This is a genomic window from Ralstonia edaphi (assembly GCF_958350185.1).
Taxonomy (GTDB): domain Bacteria; phylum Pseudomonadota; class Gammaproteobacteria; order Burkholderiales; family Burkholderiaceae; genus Ralstonia; species Ralstonia edaphi.
Genome location: NZ_CATWHI010000003.1, coordinates 846,190 through 867,366, shown reverse-complemented (window position 1 = coordinate 867,366; position 21,177 = coordinate 846,190). Strand labels below are relative to the sequence as shown.

Here is a 21,177-nt window from a genome sequence, read left to right as displayed (position 1 = left end):
CTTCAATGGCCTTCCAGCGCCGCATCGGCGGTGCCCATATAGGCTTCCATCACCTGCGGGTTCTTCGAGACCTCTTCGTACGGGCCTTCGGCCAGGATCTGGCCGCGCTGCAGCACCGTGATCTTGTCGGCGATGGACGAGACCACGTTCATGTTGTGTTCGACCATCAGGATCGTGCGGCCCTGTGCGACGCGCTTGATCAGCTCCGTCACGCGGTCCACGTCTTCGTGGCCCATGCCCTGCGTGGGCTCGTCGAGCAGCATCAGCTCGGGCTCCATCGCGAGCGTGGTCGCAATCTCCAGCGCGCGCTTGCGGCCGTACGGCAGCTCCACCGTCACGGTATGCGCGAACTGCGTCAGGCCCACCTGTTCGAGCAGCTCCATCGCGCGCGCATTCAACTTGTTGAGCGACTGCTCGCTGCGCCAGAACGCGTACGCCGTACCGAGCTGCCGCTGCAGCCCGACGCGAACGTTTTCCATCACCGTCAGATGCGGAAACACGGCGGAGATCTGAAACGATCGGATGACGCCGCGGCGTGCGATCTGTGCCGGCTTTTCCGATGTGATATCGACGCCGTTGAACAGAATCGTGCCGCGCGTCGGCACCAGGAATTTGGTCAGCAGGTTGAAACAGGTCGTCTTGCCGGCACCGTTCGGGCCGATGAGCGCATGGATGGACCCACGCTGCACGCGCAGGTTGACGTCGGACACGGCGGTGAAGCCCTTGAAGCCCTTGGTCAGTCCGCGCGTTTCGAGAATGATGTCCTGCGCCATGATTCCCTCTTGTCTCCCGCCCTTTTTATGGTGCGGATGATTGTCAACGGCTGTTGCGTTGCAAAACATCGGGGTTTTTACCGAGACGATTACACCCCGCTTACGCCCCGGAAACCCGCACCGGTATTGGCTTTCCGGCTCACGCGGGAGGGTTACGTAGAGTTACGTATCGGGGCAATGCGGATTGCGCATCCAGTGGACACGGGCGGTGTGTCACGCCCGTGTCATCGGCTTCGCCAGCCGGACCGGCGTCAGGCTGCCACGGCCTCGCCGCGGGCACGGGCCTTGCGCGCCGCACGAATCATCTCGCTCGCCTTCTCCGCAATCATGATCGTCGGCGAGTTGGTGTTGCCCGAGGTAATCGTCGGCATGACGGACGCGTCCACCACCCGCAGGCCGTCGATGCCGCGCACCCGCAGCTGCGCGTCGACCACCGCGTCTGCATCGTCGGCGCGCCCCATGCGGCAGGTGCCGACCGGGTGGAAGATGGTCGTGCCGATTTCTCCGGCCGCGCGGGCGAGTTCTTCGTCGGTCTGGAACGCGGCGCCGGGCAGATACTCCTCGGGCCGGTATTGCGCCAAGGCCGGCTGCGCGACGATGCGGCGCGTGAGCCGCAGCGAATCCGCCGCGACCTTGCGGTCTTCCTCTGTGGACAAGTAGTTCGGCGCGATGGTCGGCGCCGCAAACGGATCGGCGGACGTGACATGCACCGTGCCGCGCGACGTAGGCCGCAGGTTGCACACGCTCGCGGTAAACGCATTGAACGCGTGCAGCGGATCGCCGAACTTATCGAGCGACAGCGGCTGCACGTGGTATTCCACATCGGGCCGCGACACATGCGGATTCGAGCGCGCAAACACGCCGAGCTGCGAGGGCGCCATGCTCATCGGCCCGCTCTGATTGAACGCGTACTGCATGCCGATGAGGGCCTTGCCCCACCAGTTGGAGGCGCGCGTGTTGAGCGTGGGCACACCGTTCACCTTCACCACGCTGCGCAGCTGCAGGTGGTCCTGCAGGTTTTCTCCGACGCCCGGCAACGCCTGGCGCACCGGAATGCCGAGCGCCTGCAGACGCTCCGGCTGCCCAATGCCGGCCAGCTCCAGCAATTGCGGCGAGTTGATCGCACCCGCCGACAGGATCACCTCTTCGCGCGCAGCCACGGTGTAGTCCTGTCCTGCCCCGCGATACGTCACGCCCGTGCAGCGCTTGCCGTCAAACGTCAGCGCCCGCACCTGCGCGCCCGTCACGATGGTCAGGTTCGGTCGCTGCGACGCCGGGCGCAGAAAGCCCTTGGCCGTGTTCCAGCGGATGCCGCGTTTCTGGTTGACCTCGAAGTAACCGACGCCGAAGTTGTCGCCGCGGTTGAAGTCGCTCGTGCGCGGGATGCCCGCCTGCACAGCCGCTTCGATGAAGGTCTCCAGCACCTGCCAGTGCAGGCGTTGCGGCTCGACGCGCCATTCGCCGCTCGCGCCGTGCCATTCGTTCGCGCCGCCGTGATGGTTTTCACTGGCCTTGAACAGCGGCAGCACCGCATCCCACTTCCAGGAATCATCACCGGTGATGGCCGCCCAGCCGTCGTAATCCTCGCGCTGACCGCGCATGTAGATCATGCCGTTGATCGACGAGCAGCCACCGAGCACCCGGCCGCGCGGATAGCCCAGCGAGCGGCCGTTCAGCCCGGGCTCTTCGCGCGTGCGATACAGCCAATCGGTGCGCGGATTGCCGATGCAATACAGATAGCCGACGGGGATGTGAATCCAGTGGTAATCGTCCTTGCCGCCCGCTTCGAGCAGCAGGACCGAAACGTCGGGGTCGCGGGTCAGCCGGTTGGCGAGGACGCAGCCTGCGGAGCCTGCGCCGATGATGATGTAGTCGTAGGTGTCCATGTCTCCGTGCTTCTTTCCTTGGTGTTATTGGTTTTTGTTTTTGTGGTGCAACCAATTCACTTCAAATCAAATCCGCGAAGCCAGCCACTCCGTCATCTTCGCAAACACCTCGCTACGCAGCGGCTCGGCTTCGTTAAAGATCTCGTGATAGCCGTTGTCGAACCATGCCAAGGTCCGCAAATCTTCCGGCGCATTCGCATAGAAATCGCGGCTGCCGGAGGGATCGACAATCGCATCCGCGCCTCCAGCCATCAGCAGCATCGGCGCTTCCAGGCGCGGCGCATCCTGCTGCGCCTGCGTGATCGCATTGAGCATGAACTCCAGCAATGATGCGCTGATCGTGCTTTGCACCAGCGGGTCTGCACGATAGGCGGCAGCGACGCTGGGATCGTGCGAAAGCTTGGCCGGATCAACGGGATTGGGCACCGGCAACCGCGGCGCGATGGCGGAGAGAATCCCCCGCACGATGCCCGTTCCGGGCGGCAATTTCACGCGCAACGCGGGCGATGACAGCAGCACGCCACGCACGGGGCGGATACGCGCGGTGGTGAAGCGCGCGACGATCAACCCGCCCATGCTGTGGCCAAGGACGAACGGCATCTCGTGCCATTCGGCGACGACGGCATCGACGATTTCTGCGAGGTCGGTGAGGTAGTTGTCTTGCGCGTCGAGCGCCATGCGCGCGCCGCCGCTCTTGCCGTGGCCGCGCAGGTCGAAGGCCCGTACGCGCAGGCCAAGGTCGGTGAGCACCTTGGCCACATGTGGATAGCGGCCGCTGTGTTCGGCCATGCCGTGAACGAGGATGACGGTACCGCGAGGTTCGCCCATGTCGGGCACGGGCAACCACGTGCGGACCAGCAGTTCAGTGCCGTCCTTCATGCGCTGGCGGCTTTCCAGCGCTGGATGGGCGGTGACCTGAGCGGGGGCTTGCGTCATCGGCGTCTCCTCCTTGGGTTGCCAGATTGTGGCATAGACGCCGCCTGCCGCAATCTGCGTCAATAGAGCGGCCCGTCAGTGGCAGCAGGCGTCGGGGTCGGAGTCGGGGCCGCCTTCCCCGTCCTCGCCGGCCACGCGCTGGAGGATCGGGCAATCAGGCCGGTCATCACCGTGGCAGGCATTGGCAAGCGTCATGAGCGTGTCGCGCATGCTCTGCAGCTCGCTGATGCGCGCATCGAGGTCGGCCACGTGGCGCAGGGTCACGGCTTTCACATCGGCGCTGGCGCGTTCGCGGTCGTTCCACAACGACAGCAGCGTGCGAATCTCTTCCAGCGAGAAACCCAGCGAGCGAGACCTGTGGATAAAGCGCAGCACATGCAACGCCCGCGCGTCGTACATGCGGTAGTTGCCTTCGGTGCGCGGGCTCGGCGGCAGCAGGCCGATGCTTTCGTAGTAACGGATCATCTTGGCCGACACGCCGCTGGCCTTCGCGGCCTCGCCAATGTTGACCGGTCCTTTGTCGACGAGATGAGTGCGCGTCATGCGTTGTCTCCGGTGGCGCGCCAGCGGCGCAGCATCAGCGCATTGGTGACCACGCTCACGCTGGAGAACGCCATGGCCGCGCCGGCAAATGTCGGGTTCAGCAAGCCGAATGCCGCCAGCGGAATGCCCACCACGTTATAGATGAAGGCCCAAAACAAGTTCTGGCGGATCTTTGCGACGGTGCGGCGCGACAGGTCCAGCGCGTCGCTCACCAGGCGGGGCTCGCCGCGCATGAGCGTGATGCCGGCGGCCTGCATCGCCACATCGGTGCCGGTGGCCATGGCAATGCCGACATCGGCCGCAGCCAGCGCCGGCGCGTCGTTGATGCCATCGCCGACCATCGCCACCACATGGCCGCCCTTCTGCCATGCCGTCACGCGCGCGGCCTTGTCTTGCGGCAGCACTTGCGCGGCCACTTCATCGATGCCAAGTGCCTGCGCCACGCTGCGCGCCGCACCAGCGTTGTCGCCAGTCACAAGCGCGGTGCGCACGCCGCGCGCCTGCAGCGCGGACACGGCTTCCTTCGCGCCGGGCTTCAGCGCATCGCCAAAGGCAATCAGCCCGCGCAGCTGCACGCCGCTTTCGTCACGCTGCGCAAGCCACGAGACGGTGTTGCCTTGCGCCTCCAGCGCATCGGCGCGCGCTTGCAATGCGCTGCGATCGAGTCCCAGTTCATCCATCCACCGCGCGTTGCCGAGTTGCAGCGACGCGCCATTCACGATGCCGCGCGTGCCGCGTCCGGCCAGCACTTCCGGCGATTGCGCGGGCGTGACAGCGCGACCGCGCTTCTTGGCATAGTCGCGCGTGGCCTGTGCCAGCGGGTGCGTGTTCTCGGCCTGCAGCGCGGCAAGCTGGTCGAGCAGCGTGTCGGCGTCAATGCCGGATGCCGCTTCCACCGCCGTCACACGCGGCTGGCCGACGGTAAGCGTGCCCGTCTTGTCGAAGACAACGAAATCGACTTGTTGCGCGCGCTCCAGCGCCTGCGCATCGGCAATGAGAATGCCCCGCCGCGCGCCCGCACCCGTGCCGGCCATGATGGCGGACGGCGTGGCAAGGCCGAGCGCGCACGGGCAAGCGATCACCAGCACCGCCACGGCGTTCACGATGGCCGTCTCCCAACCCGCGCCAGCGATGAACCAACCCGCCAGCGTCAGCAACGCCGCCACCAGGACCGCCGGCACGAAGATGGCGCTCACGCGGTCGACCAGTTGCTGGATCGGCGGCTTGGCGGCCTGCGCGTCTTCTACAAGACGGATGATGCGCGAGAGCATCGTGTCTGCGCCGATGGCCGTGGAGCGCACGAGCAGCACGCCGTCGGTGGCGACGGCACCGGCGGTCACCCGGTCGCCTTCGCGCTTGGGCACGGGCAGGCTTTCGCCGGTCAGCATGGATTCATCGACGTGGCTCGCGCCTTCCAGCACCACCGCATCCACGGGGATCCGTTCTCCGGCGCGCACGGACACCACATCACCCACACGCACCTGGGCGACGGGGGTATCGCGCAGCGTGCCGTCGGCACCGCGCACGCGAGCGGTGTCGGGGCGCAACGCCTGCAGGGCGCGGATGGCCTGGGCAGTCTGGCGCTTGGCACGCACTTCCAGCCACTTGCCAAGCCGCACCAGCGTGATGACCACGGCGGCGCTTTCGAAGTACAGGTGCGGCGCATGGTGCATCCCGTCCGCCCCGGCGCGCCACCAGAGCCACAGCGACAGCCCATACGCCGCCGACGTGCCAAGTGCCACCAGCAGATCCATATTGCCGGCGCCCGCACGGAGCGCCTTCCAGCCCGCCTTGTAGAAGCGCGCACCAATGACGAACTGCACCGGCGTCGCCAGCAGCCATTGCGCCCAGGCCGGCAGCATCCAGTCGCCGCCGAACCACCCGGCGATCATCGGCAACACCAGCGGCACAGACAGCGCGGCGGCAATCCACACGGGGCCGGCACCGTCCCAGAAGTCGGGTTCGGCAACAGCAGGCGCGGCGGTTTCGTCGGAAGCGACGCGCGCCTCATAGCCCGCTGCGGTGACGGCGGCGACCAGCGCATCGCGGGCCGCACCGCCCTGCACGCGGGCGCGCTCGGTCGCGAGATTCACGCTCGCTTCGGTCACGCCCGGCACGGCGCGCAGGGCACGCTCGACGCGCCCCGCGCAGGCAGCGCAGGTCATCCCGCTGATATCCAGATCGGTAGAGGCCACGTCGGCAAGGCTGGCGGCAGTCATGGAAGCGTCCGTTCTAAGGTAGATGGCATCAGCCTAGACCTTCCCATCTTGGTAAGGTCAAGCGCCATTTTACGCTTGCGCTTCCCACGATGGGAAGGTTCATACTGCTGCCGTGATTCACCCTTCCCTCTTTCAGGAGCCAACCATGACGACGTCTTCCACGACCTTTTCCGTGACGGGCATGAGCTGCGGCCACTGCGTATCGGCCGTCACGCGGGCGGTGCAGCAGGTCGATGCCGGCGCCAATGTGCAGGTCGACCTCGACAAGCAGACCGTGGCCGTCACCAGCGGCGCCAGCGCCGATGCGGTCAAGGCCGCCATCGAGCAAGCCGGCTACCCGGTCAAAGCTTCCGCCTGAGCCGGGCGGTGGCAACAAAAAAGGCGTGCCGCTGTGGCACGCCTTTTTGTTTGCGCGGAAGCCGCTTAGAAGCGGTAGCCGACGTTCAGGAAGGTCACGACCGGGTTGATCTTGATCTTCGCTTCACTCTGAATGTGCACGCCGTTGATCAGCGTGGTGTCGATCTTGGCCGTGGTCTTCAGCGGCAGATAGGACACCGACAGGCCAACGAACCAATCCTTGGTGATGGCGTAGGTCGCGCCCACGTTCAGCACCGGGTTCAGCGAGCTGTCGGTCGTCACATTGCTCTTGCTGCCCGGCGTGCCGCGGCCCAGGACCTGGTTCTGGAACGCGCTGCTGGTGATCTTCTCGTCGGAGAACCAGGTGTAGTTCAGGCCGGCGCCGACATACGGACGGAACTTGCTGTCCGCACTGAAGAAGTACCACTTGGCCAGCACGGCCGGGCTCCATTGCTTGGCCGAACCGATTTCGCCATAGCCGGAGAACGAGCCGGTGCCTTCAATCTTGTGGCGCGGCGGCAGACCACCCACCAGTTCGACGGCGACGTTGTCGGTGAAGAAGTGTGTAAAGGCGAGACCAACGGTATCGGCTTCCTTGATCTTCGCGCCGGTGTTCGGCACCGATTGATTGACGGGTGCGCCGCCAACGCTGTTGACGAACAGCGGGTCGCTCGAGCTATTCGGCATCACGCGGAACCAGCCGAGGCTGACGATGTTGCTGCCGGCAGCCTGTGCGTGTGCGGCGGTGGCGAGGATCATCCCGGCGGCGGCCGCCAGTGCTTTTTTATAGGCCATCTCTGTATGTGCTCCTGTGTCAGACGCATCCGATACAAACGTGTGGATACGTTTGCGGTGCGTTCTATGTCTCCTCCCAGGCGGAAGGGATGGCCATTATCCCGTGTGATTGCCCTGGCTAGAACCCTTTTTCTAGAGGTTTCCTGTTACAAGCTGTGCGCTAGATCGGCCTGCAGCGAGCGTTTTCAGCACATGCTCAGTTTTTAAACAGGCTTGGACTTGGACAACGCAAGTACGCACGCGGCCAGATCCCACAGGGCACTGCCGACGCTCTTGAACACCACCGGCGACACCGGCGCGGGCTGCGTAAGTGTGTCCGGCAGCGCGTCGACGCACTGTTGTAACGGCCGCACACGCGACCACGGCACGCCAGCCTGCAGCAGGTCGCCAGCCTCCGCTTCGAGGTCGACGAGGGTGTCGGCGTACAGCCGATCGACGGCGGCGGCATGCACGCACAGGCGTGGCGGCAACTCGGCCATATCCGGCCGGAACGCGCCAACGGCGGCGATGAAGTGATGCTCGCCCCACGCATAGCCGGCGGGGTGTCCCGGATCGCCCAAATCCGGGAGCACCGGTTGCGATGACGGCGTAGCAGTAATTACGAGCGACGTCTGCGGCAATGCCGCGCGGGCAGCTCCTGCCGCACCTTCAGCATCGCCACCGGCCAGCGCCGTGGCGTTCATCCCGAGTGCGCGTGCGTGGGCCGCCAGGCCATCGGCGCTGGCAGCCGTGCGCGCAATGATCGTGACGCGTCGTGTGCCTAGGCCGAAGCGGAAGGCTTCCAGGTGGGCGCGCGCCTGTGCACCGGCGCCAATCAGCAGCAAATCACCCGCCGGCTCAGGTGCCAGCAAGCGCGCCGCCAGCAACGACACGGCGGCGGTGCGGTGCGCGGTCACGGTCGGGCCATCGAGCATCAGCCGGCGCTCGCCGGTGCGGGCGTCCATCACCACGACCTCGCCGTGAATGGCTGGCAAGCCCTGGCCAGGGTTGTGCGGGTGCACGGTGATCATCTTGGTGATGGCGATGTCGGCATTGGACGCCGGCATCAGCAGCAGACTGCCGCCGCCCGCCACGGGCATCACAAGACGCGCCGGTGCCTGGGCGCGGCCGGCGCGTGCGTCGCGCAACACCTGGGCGATGGCATCGGCCAACGCAGCGTAAGGCAGGCGGGCTGCCGTGGTGGCAGCGTCGAGGGTCTCCAGCATCGGGCTCCCGCAGCGGAAGAAACGTCGGACGGACTTATGCAGCGGCGCGGCGCGGCGGCGGTGTGCGGCGCGTGAGCAATCCCGCGCTGATGAGCAGCTGCGCAGCGGCGTAGCTCCACCAGATCGCCAGCTCGTGGTCGGTGAACGGAAAGACGAACACGCTGATGCCGATCATCGCGTCGGAAGCCGCAAAGGCCAGTGCGCCCCAGGCCGTCAGCGGCCCTGGCAGGCGCGCCAGCAATGCCGCGCACACCATCGCCGACAGCACGACCATGTAGGCAATCACCGGCCCCTTCAACTCACCCAGGCCCGGCCAGTACCACAGCAGCATGCCGATGGCCACGCCGATCATCACACCCACACCGACCATGCGCAGGGCCGACGACGCCCCGCGCAGCCCAATCAGCACCCGCAGATAGCACAGATGCGCCAGCAGGAAACAGCCCAGCCCAGCCATGAACGAGAACGCGAACCCCGGCAGAGCGAGCCACAGATCCCCGAACGCGGAAAACACCATGGCGCCGATCAGCCAGCGCCGCTCACGCGGAATCTCGTGCAGCGAGGCTGCGCGTGCCAGCAGCAACGCCATCAGCATCTTCCACAGCGGCTGCGCGACGATGCGGCCAACCAGCGGCGTGCCCGGCGGGACTTCCACGGCCACCATGGTCAGCATGCCGCCGTAGGTGACGCCCGCCACTGCGGCAGCCACCCACCACGCGCGAACCCGTGCCGGCATGCCGTAGCCGCCTGACAGATGCGCCGGCGCGTGCGCCGGATGCGTGGTGTGTCCGTCAACCATCGTGGTCTCCCGCCCAAGACAGGCGTTTCATATCAGCAAAGTAAGGTCGGTTTGCAGCGTGACACGCCGCGCACCCTGGCGCAAGGCGCGAATCTACCCACCGAGGTGGGATAGCGGCAAGGCGCCATCCCGCTTCAAGGCCGTCAATACGATATTGGAACGGACATTGTCCACACCCGGCACGCGCATCAGTTTGCGCATGACGAATTCCGACAACGCCGGCAGATCGGGCACCACCACGCGCAACATGTAATCGGCATCACCCGCCACGGAGTAGCACTCCTGCACCGCGTCGAGCAGGCTGATCTCTTCGCGAAAGCGTTCGACGATGGCGTCGCCGTGGTGCGCCAGCTTGACGCTCGCGAACACCGTCACGCCCAGCCCCAGCCCCGTCGGCGAGAGCACCACCCGGTAGCCCTCGATCACGCCTTCCGATTCAAGCCGCGCCAGGCGCCGCCCGACCTGGCTGGCCGACAGGTGAACCTGTTCCGACAGCTGCTGATGCGTCGCACGCCCATCGCGCTGAAGGGCCGCCAGCAGGGCCAGATCGAAGGTATCAAGCGAAATCATGCACATCTCCTGCGTTTTCAGGCAGCATTTTGCACGATTTTCGCAGACAAGGCGCAATGGATCTTTGTTTTGCGGCCAACCCGCGTGGCGCCCCCAATACACTGGCCGGACCCTGATTGCACGAGATCGACATTACAAATGGCCATCGCAACCAACGCCCCCGACGCAGCCCAAAACGCCGCCCCGGCCGGCTTCAACGGCACCCTGACCGACAAGCTGCGTGAGCAGTTCGCCGAAGGCCTCGACGGCCAGACGCTGCGCCCTGATTTCACCATGCAGCAGCCGGTGCATCGCTACACCGCCGCCGATCATGCAACGTGGCGCACGCTGTACGACCGCCAGGAAGCGCTGCTGCCGGGCCGCGTGTGCGATGAATTCCTGCAAGGCCTGTCGACGCTGGACATGAGCCGCGACGCCGTGCCGTCTTTCGACGAACTCAACGAAACCCTGATGCGCGCCACCGGCTGGCAGATCGTCGCCGTGCCGGGCTTGGTGCCCGACGAAGTGTTCTTCGATCACCTCGCCAACCGCCGCTTTCCTGCAAGCTGGTGGATGCGTCGTCCCGATCAGCTCGATTACCTGCAAGAGCCGGATTGCTTCCACGACATCTTCGGCCACGTGCCGCTGCTGATTAATCCGATCTTTGCCGACTACATGCAAGCCTACGGCAAGGGTGGCCTTAAAGCCGCGCGCCTCGGCCAGCTCGACATGCTCGCGCGCCTGTACTGGTACACGGTGGAATTCGGCCTGATCCGCACGCCGGCCGGCCTGCGCATCTACGGCGCGGGCATCGTGTCGAGCAAGAGTGAATCGGTGTACGCGCTGGATTCGGCCAGCCCGAACCGCATCGGCTTCGACGTGCGCCGCATCATGCGCACGCGCTACCGCATCGACACGTTCCAGAAGACCTACTTTACGATCGACAGCTTCGAGCAGTTGTTCGACGCCACGCGTCCGGATTTCACGCCGCTGTATCAAGAACTCGCCGCGCTGCCGACCATCGGTGCCGGCGATGTGGTGGAGGGGGATGTGGTGCTGAACGTGGGCAACCGCGAAGGTTGGGCGGACACGGCAGACATCTGAGCGCTGACTATACTGCGCGCATTCAAGACAGAACTTCGCCCCAATCATGATGCCGACCCTGAACGAAGACCAACGCAAAGCCCTCTTTGCCGAAGTGCCAGGCTGGACGCTCCAGAGCGACCGCGACGCCATCCAGAAGACTTTCACCTTTGCCGACTTCAACGCCGCGTTCGGCTTCATGACGCGCGTGGCCATCAAAGCCGAGCAGATGAATCACCACCCCGAGTGGTTCAACGTGTGGAATCGCGTGGACATTACGTTGTCCACACACGATGCGAATGGGCTCACGCACCGTGACGCCGATCTCGCGCGCTTTATCGAGCAGGCCGCGAAAAGCGCAGGCGCCACTGGCGCGAAGTAATCACCGCAATGCTGGCGCTCAGCCCTGTGTGGCTGCGCGCCACGCCTCATACGCTGCCCGCGCCTTGTCGCCCAATTGCTCAGGGGCGATGCGGGTGGCGCCTTGTACAATCATCAGCGCATACGGCTTGGCCAGCGCCGACGCCTCGGCACACAGCCGCAGTTCCTCGCCTTCGGCGGGAGAACGGGCACGCCAGAAATTGATGGCGGCCTCCAGATCGGTGATGGTGAGCAGGGCATCGGTCATCCGCGCATTGTAGCGCTGCCCAATCTCGCCGATTGTCCCTTTTTTGCCCTTTTCCGCCCGCACTCTGGATCGAGTCAATGCGCATCCTGCTGATTGAAGACGACCGTGCCATCGCCAGCGGCATCCATGCCGGACTCACGCAAGCCGGACATCGCGTGCATGTCGTGCACGACGGTGTCTTCGCCACTGAACAGCTCACCCGGCAGACCCACGATCTGGTGATCCTTGATCTCGGGCTGCCCGGTATCGACGGCATGACGCTGCTATCGCAGTTTCGTGCGCGCGATCGCGTGACGCCCGTGCTGATCCTTACCGCGCGCGACGGCCTGCTCGACAAGGTGAACGGCCTGAACGCCGGCGCCGACGATTACCTGCTCAAGCCGTTCGAGATGCTCGAACTCGTGGCACGCGTGGGCGCCCTGCTGCGCCGTCGCAATGATTCGACCGAACCCGCCGCGCGGCCCGACATCCTTGTCGGACGCTTGCGCATGAGCGGCATGGAGCGGCGCATCTTTGTCGACGCCGCCCCGCTGGAACTGTCGCCGCGCGAGTTTGCCGTACTGGAGTTGCTGATGCTGCGCCAGGGCCGTGTAGTCAGCAAGGCGCAATTGCAGGATCATCTTGCAAGCTTCGGTCATGCCATCGGCGAAGCCAGCCACGACGTGGTGGGCGACACGGCCATCGAAGTCTATGTGCACCGCGTGCGCCGCAAGATCGAACATTCCCAGGCGGAGATCGTTACGGTACGCGGCTTCGGCTATTTGTTGCAGGCAAGCGCCGCGGCGTAGTTCTCGCCCATGTTCAAGCGCCATCGTCCCGCCTCGTCGTCGGCTTCAGCAGCACCGGCCAAGGGCGGCAACGGTGCGATCAGCCTGCGCCTGCATCTGTTGCGTGCGCTGGCGACACCGCTGTTTGGTTTGATTGTGGGAACCGGCGCCCTGTCGTACTGGCTGGCGGCGCACTACACCGCACAGGTGTTCGATCGCGCATTGGTGGGTGTGGCCAACACGCTGGCGGAGCAACTGCGCATCGCCGGTCCGCATGTGCCGGCCGCCAAGCTCTACGACATTGCCCTCACTGCCCAGACGCTCGTTCAGAACAGCGGTGAAGACCGCATCTACTGGCGCATTTCGGGCCCCACGGGCACGCTCGTCGGGCGCGACACACCGCTGGGCTACGGCTCCGGCCAGGTCCGCATTGGCGATGCGCGCGTGTTCTACAGCTGGATTGACGGCAAACAGGTGCGCGCGGTGCATCTGCTCGTGCCGGGCGTAAGCGCGGAGGTGCCCAAGCCGCGCTCGCCGCGCCAACCCGTGCCGCCCGAACCCGAAGACGACGTCACGCGTCCAGCGCTCGCACCTACGCAGGCGCAGACGGCACCGGCGCTCAATCCATCCAACCCGCCCGATGCCATGCAGGCCGAAGACGGCATCGTCGTGGAAGTGGCGGAGCTGCTGGACCATCGCGATACGGCCGCCAAGGAAGTGCTGCTGTCGGTATCGATTCCGTTGATCGTGCTGCTGGCCATCGGGGGGCTGATCCTCTCGCTCGTGCTCAAGGAAGAGCTGCAGCCGCTGCAGACGCTGGCCGACACGCTCAACAAGCAGAGCGCGCGTTCGGTGAGGCCGCTGCCGGCGGAATCTGCGGAACGCGTCCCGGCCGAATTGCAACCGCTCATCAACGCGATGAACGCGCTGCTGGCCCGGTTGCGCGACGCACTCGAAGCCCAGCGCACCTTCATCGCAGACGCTGCACATCAGCTGCGCACACCGCTCACCGCGTTGAAGCTGCATGCCGACCGCGCCGTCGATGCCAAGACATTGGACGATGCCCGGCCAGCGCTGCTGGAGCTGCAATCGGGCGCCAACCGCGCGGTGCGCTTGTCCAACCAGTTGCTGACGCTGGCGCGTGCGGAGCCCGGCATGACGCTCGATCAGCTGGGCCCGCCGATGCGGGTCGATCTCGTTTCGCTGGCGTTCGATACCGGCGCTGAGTGGGTACCGCGCGCACTCGCACGCGGGCTGGATCTCGGCTTCGAGGCCTGGCCGCAGGACGCAGCATCGCCGGGTTCGTTGCAGGCGCCAGTGCTGGCCAACGTGGTGCTGCTGCGCGAGGCCATCAACAACCTGCTCGACAACGCCATCAAATACGTGCCGGCGGGCGGGCGCGTGACCTTGCGCGCCGGCATGGAGGCCGACGCGGCATCCCGATGGTGGGGTGTCGTGAGTGTGGAAGACAACGGCCCGGGCATTCCGCCCGAGCGGCGCGGTGAAGTCTTCCAGCGCTTCTTCCGTGGGGATGCGGACCACCGCCCGGGGCAACCGCAAGGCAGCGGCCTGGGCCTGGCCATCGTGCACGACATCGTGCGTCTGCACGGCGGCACCGTCGCCATCGATGATGCGACCGCACGTGATGGCAGCCGCGTGATGCGCTTCGTGCTGCGCCTGCCGCTGGCAAGCGAATCCGTCTGAACGACGGACGTTCGGCTTACTTCTTCTTTTTCTTCGCGGGCGGCGCCAGCATCGTGCCGCGGCACTTCTTCGCGCCGCAGCGGCACGCAAACTGTTCCTTCAATGCCTTGGTCTGACGGCCTTCGATGACGAGGCCGTAGTCGTAGAACAGTTCTTCACCAGGTTCGATATCGCGCAGCGCGTGAATGAACACGCGGCCATCCGCTTCGCGCGCCTCGCAGTTCGGCTTGCAGGCGTGGTTGATCCAGCGCGCGCGGTTGCCGCCGTACTTGGCGTCGATCACGCTGCCGTCTTCCAGGCTGAAATAGAACGTGTGATTCGGGTCGGACGGATCATGCGGATGGCGGCGCAGCGCCTCCTTCCACGTGATGTGCTCGCCCTTGTATTCGATGATCTTCTTGCCGCGTGCGATGGCGACCACGGCATACACGCCGCGTCCATGCACGCCCGATTCGCGCACCTCAATGCGATCGCGGCGGCGCAGTTTGGCCGGCGCTTCCGTCGCGGGCGAGGACTCAGCCAGAGCCGGCGTGGCATCAGGGGACGTGCGTGTCATGGGAAATGGCGCAGTAAAGCGAAACAAAAACGTCGATCAACGAAGCCGTGAGCCTACACCAAAAGCATGGCATCTCGACACGTGCGGCAACCCCATGCCGCCCGGCCAATGTGGATAACTCGGCCTGCCGCTGTGGATAACTACCGGCAAAGGCTGTTGGCTGTCTGTGGCTGCCCTGTCGACGGTGTGGGCACAAGTGACGGACCTGCCCGTCGGACGATCGGGAAAAACAGCAAGCTATCCACCTGAGGGCACACGCGGTACCCCCTGTTTTGCTTGCGACAAGTGCTTGAACATAAAGCGGTTTTTGTACTTATCCACAGAAACTATCCACCGTTATCTACTACTACTATCTGTATACATAAGAAAAAAGGTAAACCCGTCAATCGACTTGCGTCGAACCGATCAGCGAACCAACAAGCCAACCGCAAACCAGAACACCACGCGTCAACATTGATGTGATGGGATCGCCTCGCAACGTAGGCCCCATGCGGGTTTACGGAACCCACATGCCACGCGCCGTTACAAAGCTCACGTGCCGACGCTGTTCGCATGCCGGTATCATGTCGCCCTTGGAGCCATCCCCCGGACGCTCTGTTGTGTGTTTTATCTACTCTTGAAGGGAGTCAAGCAATGACGAAAACCGAACTGATCGACGCCATCGCCAGCGGCGTAGACGGTCTGACCAAGGCCAAGGCCGAGCAGGCACTGAACGTGACGCTGCAAGCCATCATGGAATCCGTTGGCAAGGGCGATGCGGTCAGCCTCATCGGCTTTGGTACCTTCAGCCAAGGTGAGCGTGCCGAGCGTATGGCCCGCAACCCGCGCACCGGCGAAGAAATCAAGGTTGAAGCAGCCAAGACGGTCAAGTTCAAGGCCGGCCAGAAGTTCAAGGACGCTGTCAACGCCTGATGCAATGACAGCCCTCGGCGCAGCCAGCCCGTCTGGTGAGCGCCAACGACGTGGCATGCCATTGCATGCGTGAATCGACCGCAGCATTGGCGTACCACGTCGGAAGGCCTGTCTCCCCGTCAGGCCATCCCTTCCCTCCTCTTCCATGTCCCGCCCTCTTCTGCGCAATTCGCTCGTTCTGCGTATTGCCCTGCCGATCGTCCTGATCGCACCGGTCCTTTGGTTTGCCGGTTGCGCGACGCCGCCTGCGCGCCCGCAAGCCGAACCGCTGCCCGACAACGAAGTCGTGCAGACGCGCCCAGGCGCGACACCGCGTGAAAAGATGATCGAGATTGCCCTGACCGAATGGGACCGATGGGGCCGCCAGGTCGTGCGCGTGGGGCGTGACGATACGTATTGCGTGGCCGGCGGCGGTTTTCCAGACCAGCCGCAAGGCCGCTGGCTGACACCCGACGACCCGACGCCCGCCCCGTCCGATGAAGAAAGCGGTACCGACATGCCGCTGCCCAAAGCGGTTGCAACGCCCGCTGCTCCAGCCCCCGCACCTTGCCTGCGCTATCCCGACGGCACGGGCGGTGAAGCCACCGCGCGCGGCTGCGTGCTGGCCAAGCGCTACTGGGCCATCGTCGGCAAGACGCCGACGTGCCAGCAGCTCACGACAGGCGGCTGGGCGTGGTCTGCGGTGTTTATCTCGTGGATCATGCGCAAGGCCGGCCTGCAGAACGATCAATTCCTGACGGGCGCCACGCATGCGGAATACGTGACCGATGCGCGCGACCGTCTGCTCAAGCATCCCGCCTTCGTGCTCGAACGCACGCCGGCCGTGCCGCGCCCTGGCGACCTCATCTGCACCGCACGCGGCGCCGATCGCTTCATGACGGATCCGGCCGAGATCCAGGCAGGCAGAACGCCCATGCACTGCGACTTGGTCGTCGAGGTGGACCCGGTGCGCCATGAAGTGAAATCGATTGGCGGCAACGTGCAGCAATCGGCATCGATGAGCATCACCGAGTTGAATGACGCGAACCAGCTCGATCCGTACACGAACTCGGTCATGCAGTGGTTGGTGATCCTGCGCAACCAGTTGCCCTAGCAGACGGCAGATGTAACGTTGTTTGACGCCCGGCGTAAATTCATTAACATGTGAATCATTTAAGCGCCGGCAGCCCGACCGGCGCATGGCCCCTGCGATCAGGAGACAGGTCATGACGGTGCTTTCGCTTTCACCCGACGCCGGATCGAGCATCCAGGCCCATCGCCCGGACTGGTGCGGCCCACATGAATGGGCCGCGCGCGTGAAGCTGGCGGCGTGCTACCGCATCTTTGCGCAGCTCGGCTGGACCGAACTGATCTACAACCACATCACGTTGCGCCTGCCACCCGAAGATGGCAGCGCCGACGCTGGCGGCCCGCATTTCCTCATCAACCCGTTTGGCCTGACCTATGCCGAGGTTTGCGCGTCGAACCTCGTGAAGATCGACCTGCAGGGCAATGTGCAGCGCGCGGCGAGTCAGCCGGACTGGCCCGTCAACCCGGCCGGCTTTACCGTGCATGCCGCCATTCACGCCGGCATTCCGGGTGCGCATTGCGTGATGCACACCCACACCACCGCCGGCATGGCCGTGGCGTGTGCGCGCGATGGTCTGTCGATCAGCAACTTCTACGCAGCGCAGTTGCACGGCAAGGTTGCGTATCACGACTTTGAAGGCATTACCGTGCATGCCGATGAAGGGCCGCGGCTGGTGAAGAACATCGGCGACAAGCCTGCGGTCATTCTGCGGAACCACGGGTTGCTGGCCTGGGGCGATTCGATTGCGCGGGCCTTTGCGGTGTTGTGGCTGCTCAACCGCGCGTGCGAGATCCAGCTTGCCTCCACGTCGATGGGCGCGGTGCTTGAGATTCCCGAAGCGATTGCGCGCAACTGCACGCGCGATTCATTGCAGTTCAATCCGAACTTTGGCGCGGGTGAAGACGTATTCGCCGCGCTGACCCGCAGCATTGACCGCATCGACTCTTCTTACCGAACCTGATCACATGACACGCATTTGCATCGTGGGCGCCGGCGCGGTCGGCGGTTATCTTGGCGCGAAGCTGGCGTTGGCCGATCAACCTATCAACGTGTTGGCGCGCGGCGCGACGCTTCAAGCGCTGCAAGCAGAAGGTCTGCGGCTGACCGAAGACGGCAATACGCGCTCTGTGCCGGTACACGCGAGTGACGATGCGCATGCGCTCGGTGTGCAGGATGTCGTCGTCGTTGCCGTCAAGGCGCCCGCCATGGAAAGCGTGGCACAAACCATCGCCCCCCTCATCGGCCCTGAAACCTGCGTGGTGGTGGCGATGAATGGCGTCCCGTGGTGGTTCTTTGATCGACATGGCCCGCTGGAAGGTCTGCGCCTGCAATCAGTCGATCCGCACGGCCGTATCGCCCAGACCATTCCAACCAAGAACGTGCTCGGCTGCGTAGTGCATTTGACGTGCTCGACGACGGCGCCGGGGCATGTACGTCATGGGTTCGGCAAACGGCTGATTCTTGGCGAACCCGCGGGCGGCACCTCAGCGCGCCTTGATGCAGTTAGCTCACTCTTTGAACGCGCCGGTTTGCAGATCGAGCGCAGCGACGCTATTCAGCGCGACATCTGGTTCAAGCTGTGGGGCAACATGACGATGAATCCCGTGTCGGTGCTGACCGGCGCGACATGTGACCGCATCCTTGACGACCCGCAGGTCAGCGCGTTTTGCCTGGCCATCATGGAAGAAGCGAAAGCGATCGGCGCGCGCATCGGCTGCCCGATCGAACAGAGCGGTGAAGAACGCAGCGCCGTCACGCGGCAACTTGGTGCGTTCAAGACGTCGATGCTGCAGGATGCGGAGGCCGGACGCGGGCCACTGGAAATCGATGCGCTCGTGGCATCGGTGCGAGAGATTGGTCAACACGTGGGTGTGCCGACCCCGCAGATTGATGCGCTGCTGGGTCTGGTGCGACTGCACGCCCAGACCCGCGGGCTTTATTGACCCGGCAATGCCAGATTACTGATACGTCAGCGTAAAGGTGGCGCTGCCGTTGGCAATGCCCGGTGCGACGCTGTTTTCCGTTTGCACGTAGCGCGCCTTGAGGGGAATCGCGTAGTCCCCATCCGCATCTGCCACTTGCCATTTGAATAGCTTGGCGAGTTGCAACGGCTTGTCATCGTAAAGAAGCTGGATCGCTACGCCCGTGGCGCTGGTGGCGCCTGTGTCCAATTTCAGCATGCCCTGCGCGGCGTCATGTGCCTCCCCGTCGAGTTGCACGTTGATGCTTGTACCTTTTGCGCAGTTCAACGGAATGCTGAAGGCCTGCGTTCTGGAAGGCGGCGAGGTGCCTGGCCCTTTGAATGCACTGATCGGCACGTCACCAAGTTTCACTGGAATCAACTTGCGGCTTACCGTGCACGACATGACATCGACCTTGAACGTGCCGATATTGATGGTGGATTCCGGCGTGTGCCAAGAGGTCTTGTTGTTTCGCAGGATGAAAGAGCCCACCTGCTTTCCTGACACCGACCCTGCGCTGATGCTTTGCGCCGTCTTGTAGAAGCGGACCAACGCTTTGCCTTGCCTTGGCAGCGCGCTGAACATCCCGTTCACAGCGCAGTAGACGTAGTGATCTGGGTTATCAGTGTTCGACCCGGTGACCCAGCGCGTCTGATTAGCGCATGCCTCCCATGTATCCGCGGAGCCTGCTGTTATGCCGACCGCATAGCCAATTCCATCAACATTCGTTTTGTAGACGCGTTTGCCGTCGAAGTCGGCAACGTATGTCCCATACGCCTTAATGCCCACCTCTTGCCAAGGAAGCTTTGGCTCGGTGTTGGAACACTTGAAGGTGCTCACGATGTCCGATGCCACCTCTGCAATGACGCTCCCCACGGGAATGTCTCTTTGGATCGCAAGGTCCTTCGGCTGGATTGTGGTGCTGGTCGTAACGGTTTCGCAGGTGTACGCAAGGGCACTGCCTCCAGCGAGGCACATCAATGCTGTTAAGAAGCTTCGGTATCCGATACACACATCCTGCTCCCGTCATGATTGAGAACGGTGAATGGAAGCAGATGAGCTATCGCGTGTATGTAGGAATCTTCTCGTTTTGGCGTGAACGGGGCGCAGGCCAGCGTAGTTTCGAAGCCGGCACAAGATGGAAATCAGCGTGCGTGGCGCAGGCACGCTGACCGAAACTTCAGTGAACCGGCTGCGCTCGCCTACTGATACGTCAGCGTAAAGGTGGCGCTGCCGTTGGCGGCGCCGGGCGTGATGCTCTTGTCCGTTTGCACGTAGCGCGCTTTGAGCGGGATCGAATACGTACCTTCGGCGTCGGTCGTCTGCCACTTGAAACGCTTGGCCAGCTCCACGGGCTTGTCGTCATAGAGCATCTGGATGGCCACGCCCGTGGCGCTTGAGGCGTCGTTGTCCAACTTCAGCATGCCTTGCGTGGCGTCATGTGCCGTGCCGTCAAGTTGCAGGTTGATGCTGGCGCCTTTCGGGCACGTCAACGGAATACCGAAGCTCTTCGTGCGGCCATCTGGCGGCGACGTGCCCGGTCCCTTGAACGCGCTGACAGGAACACCTCCCATCGGAACATTGATTGCCGCACTGCCCAACGTGCACGACAGCTTTTCCACTGCGACGGAGCCAATGCTGAACTGGGCTTCCGTCTGCCAGTAACTCTGGTTGTTCTTCAAGATAAAGGCGCCAACCAGTTGGCCCGACACCGTGCCCGTTCCCGTGCTAGCTGCTGTCTTGTAGAAATTGATCAACGCCTTATGTTGCATGGGTTGCGCGGTGAACATGCCGTTGATCGCACAGTAGAGGTAGTGGTTGGGGTTCTCTTTGTTCGTTCCGTTGACCCAGCGTTCCAAGCCTGCAGCACATCCGTTCACCATCCGAATGCCGATGGCATAGCCAATACCCTCAATGTTGGTCTTGTAGACACGCTTGCCATCGATGTCTTTCAGGTAGGTGCCATAGGCCTTGATGCCGGCTTCCTGGTAGGTCAACGCAGGCGCTTCATTGGAACACTTGAAGGTGTTCACCACATCCGACACCACTTGCGTAATGAGTGCACCCTCCGGAAGGTCGCGCTGCACCGAGATCGTAGTCGGCTTGATGGTGGTACTGGTCGAGACTGTGGTGCAAGTGAAGGCAAAAGCGCCCTTTGCAGCGGTTAGCATGAGGCCCGCTGCCAGCCTTGCGCACCATACGCGCATGTGTTGCTCCGGTTCGTTATCGTCGGGCAACATAAAAACACGCGATCCAATGTCTGTGGATAGGATTTGTCCCATTCTGCAAACTCAGCTGTTGCAGACATGGCGTGCGCATATCAACGGCGGCAGGGCAAGGTGAAGCGGTCTGCTGGTTAGAAGGACCCACGCGATCCATCGCCATGACAGCGAGGATCACGTTGATCAGAACAGCCGAAAAGAAGTGAGGCTAAT

Annotated in this window: 22 protein-coding genes; 9 read left to right on the top strand and 13 right to left on the bottom strand. The window is 63.9% G+C overall.

From position 1 onward, the window contains the following. Window positions 1-2 precede the first annotated feature (2 nt). From R2669_RS14515 to R2669_RS14495, 5 genes are all read right to left on the bottom strand, one after another. Entirely contained in the window at window positions 3-773 is a 771-nt protein-coding gene (locus R2669_RS14515) for an ABC transporter ATP-binding protein (RefSeq protein WP_147214315.1), read from the bottom strand. 251 nt (window positions 774-1,024) lie between these two features. Then, window positions 1,025-2,659: a GMC family oxidoreductase gene (locus R2669_RS14510; RefSeq protein ID WP_316900785.1), complete on the bottom strand. Its 1,635-nt coding sequence runs from the start codon at window positions 2,657-2,659 to the stop codon at window positions 1,025-1,027. A 66-nt stretch (window positions 2,660-2,725) separates the two neighbouring features. Then, on the bottom strand, window positions 2,726-3,595 hold the full coding sequence (locus tag R2669_RS14505; protein WP_316900783.1) for an alpha/beta hydrolase: 870 nt from the start codon (window positions 3,593-3,595) through the stop codon (window positions 2,726-2,728). Window positions 3,596-3,670: 75 nt separating this feature from the next. After that, on the bottom strand, window positions 3,671-4,138 hold the full coding sequence (gene cueR / locus R2669_RS14500; RefSeq protein WP_316900781.1) for a Cu(I)-responsive transcriptional regulator: 468 nt from the start codon (window positions 4,136-4,138) through the stop codon (window positions 3,671-3,673). After that, window positions 4,135-6,357 carry a heavy metal translocating P-type ATPase gene (locus R2669_RS14495; RefSeq protein ID WP_316900779.1) on the bottom strand — a complete coding sequence of 741 codons (2,223 nt, stop codon included), beginning with the start codon at window positions 6,355-6,357 and terminating at the stop codon, window positions 4,135-4,137. The genes cueR and R2669_RS14495 overlap by 4 nt, the downstream gene beginning before the upstream one ends. A gap of 145 nt (window positions 6,358-6,502) precedes the next feature. Here R2669_RS14495 and R2669_RS14490 point away from each other — a divergent pair, with 145 nt between their 5' ends. Further along, window positions 6,503-6,715 (top strand): heavy-metal-associated domain-containing protein, encoded by a 213-nt coding sequence (locus tag R2669_RS14490; protein WP_206273366.1) that lies wholly within the window; start codon window positions 6,503-6,505, stop codon window positions 6,713-6,715. Between the two features lie 65 nt (window positions 6,716-6,780). Here the strand turns inward: R2669_RS14490 and R2669_RS14485 are convergent, their stop codons facing one another. The 4 genes from R2669_RS14485 to R2669_RS14470 form a co-directional block, all read right to left on the bottom strand. Continuing rightward, the gene (locus R2669_RS14485) at window positions 6,781-7,509 is read right to left on the bottom strand and encodes an OmpW/AlkL family protein (protein ID WP_102064027.1); all 729 of its coding nucleotides are present in this window, start codon (window positions 7,507-7,509) and stop codon (window positions 6,781-6,783) included. 203 nt (window positions 7,510-7,712) lie between these two features. Further along, complete coding sequence (locus R2669_RS14480; protein WP_316889121.1) at window positions 7,713-8,714, bottom strand: delta(1)-pyrroline-2-carboxylate reductase family protein; 1,002 nt, start codon at window positions 8,712-8,714, stop codon at window positions 7,713-7,715. A gap of 34 nt (window positions 8,715-8,748) precedes the next feature. Continuing rightward, complete coding sequence (locus R2669_RS14475; RefSeq protein WP_147214323.1) at window positions 8,749-9,513, bottom strand: lysoplasmalogenase; 765 nt, start codon at window positions 9,511-9,513, stop codon at window positions 8,749-8,751. A 93-nt stretch (window positions 9,514-9,606) separates the two neighbouring features. Then, window positions 9,607-10,083, bottom strand: a complete 477-nt coding sequence (locus R2669_RS14470) for an Lrp/AsnC family transcriptional regulator (protein ID WP_027678817.1) — start codon at window positions 10,081-10,083, stop codon at window positions 9,607-9,609. A 138-nt stretch (window positions 10,084-10,221) separates the two neighbouring features. Here R2669_RS14470 and phhA point away from each other — a divergent pair, with 138 nt between their 5' ends. Both phhA and R2669_RS14460 read left to right on the top strand, forming a co-directional pair. Then, window positions 10,222-11,166, top strand: coding sequence for a phenylalanine 4-monooxygenase (phhA, locus tag R2669_RS14465; protein WP_316900775.1), 945 nt, complete (start codon window positions 10,222-10,224; stop codon window positions 11,164-11,166). A gap of 46 nt (window positions 11,167-11,212) precedes the next feature. Then, on the top strand, window positions 11,213-11,527 hold the full coding sequence (locus R2669_RS14460; RefSeq protein WP_316875319.1) for a 4a-hydroxytetrahydrobiopterin dehydratase: 315 nt from the start codon (window positions 11,213-11,215) through the stop codon (window positions 11,525-11,527). Window positions 11,528-11,545: 18 nt separating this feature from the next. On the opposite strand, the gene R2669_RS14455 is transcribed toward R2669_RS14460, so the two are convergent. Beyond that, window positions 11,546-11,773, bottom strand: a complete 228-nt coding sequence (locus R2669_RS14455; protein ID WP_024973951.1) for a DUF3717 domain-containing protein — start codon at window positions 11,771-11,773, stop codon at window positions 11,546-11,548. Window positions 11,774-11,850: 77 nt separating this feature from the next. On the opposite strand from R2669_RS14455, the gene R2669_RS14450 reads away from it, so the two are divergent. Together R2669_RS14450 and R2669_RS14445 are read left to right on the top strand one after the other, a co-directional pair. After that, entirely contained in the window at window positions 11,851-12,561 is a 711-nt protein-coding gene (locus tag R2669_RS14450; RefSeq protein ID WP_316900774.1) for a response regulator transcription factor, read from the top strand. Window positions 12,562-12,570: 9 nt separating this feature from the next. Then, window positions 12,571-14,244 carry a sensor histidine kinase gene (locus R2669_RS14445; protein WP_316900772.1) on the top strand — a complete coding sequence of 558 codons (1,674 nt, stop codon included), beginning with the start codon at window positions 12,571-12,573 and terminating at the stop codon, window positions 14,242-14,244. Between the two features lie 16 nt (window positions 14,245-14,260). Here R2669_RS14445 and R2669_RS14440 read toward each other — a convergent pair whose 3' ends face one another. Further along, on the bottom strand, window positions 14,261-14,800 hold the full coding sequence (locus tag R2669_RS14440) for an SET domain-containing protein (protein WP_147214327.1): 540 nt from the start codon (window positions 14,798-14,800) through the stop codon (window positions 14,261-14,263). 633 nt (window positions 14,801-15,433) lie between these two features. Here R2669_RS14440 and R2669_RS14435 point away from each other — a divergent pair. The 4 genes from R2669_RS14435 (at window position 15,434) to R2669_RS14420 (ending at window position 18,724) form a co-directional block, all read left to right on the top strand. Then, window positions 15,434-15,712, top strand: a complete 279-nt coding sequence (locus R2669_RS14435) for an HU family DNA-binding protein (protein WP_004628548.1) — start codon at window positions 15,434-15,436, stop codon at window positions 15,710-15,712. A 145-nt stretch (window positions 15,713-15,857) separates the two neighbouring features. Further along, window positions 15,858-16,805 (top strand): DUF2272 domain-containing protein, encoded by a 948-nt coding sequence (locus R2669_RS14430; RefSeq protein WP_316900770.1) that lies wholly within the window; start codon window positions 15,858-15,860, stop codon window positions 16,803-16,805. Window positions 16,806-16,917: 112 nt separating this feature from the next. Then, window positions 16,918-17,742, top strand: coding sequence for a class II aldolase/adducin family protein (locus R2669_RS14425; protein ID WP_316900768.1), 825 nt, complete (start codon window positions 16,918-16,920; stop codon window positions 17,740-17,742). A 4-nt stretch (window positions 17,743-17,746) separates the two neighbouring features. After that, window positions 17,747-18,724: a 2-dehydropantoate 2-reductase gene (locus R2669_RS14420; protein ID WP_316900767.1), complete on the top strand. Its 978-nt coding sequence runs from the start codon at window positions 17,747-17,749 to the stop codon at window positions 18,722-18,724. Between the two features lie 15 nt (window positions 18,725-18,739). On the opposite strand, the gene R2669_RS14415 is transcribed toward R2669_RS14420, so the two are convergent. Continuing rightward, window positions 18,740-19,618 (bottom strand): fimbrial protein, encoded by an 879-nt coding sequence (locus tag R2669_RS14415; RefSeq protein ID WP_316900766.1) that lies wholly within the window; start codon window positions 19,616-19,618, stop codon window positions 18,740-18,742. Window positions 19,619-19,944: 326 nt separating this feature from the next. Further along, window positions 19,945-20,913, bottom strand: a complete 969-nt coding sequence (locus R2669_RS14410) for a fimbrial protein (RefSeq protein WP_316900764.1) — start codon at window positions 20,911-20,913, stop codon at window positions 19,945-19,947. Window positions 20,914-21,177 lie beyond the last annotated feature (264 nt).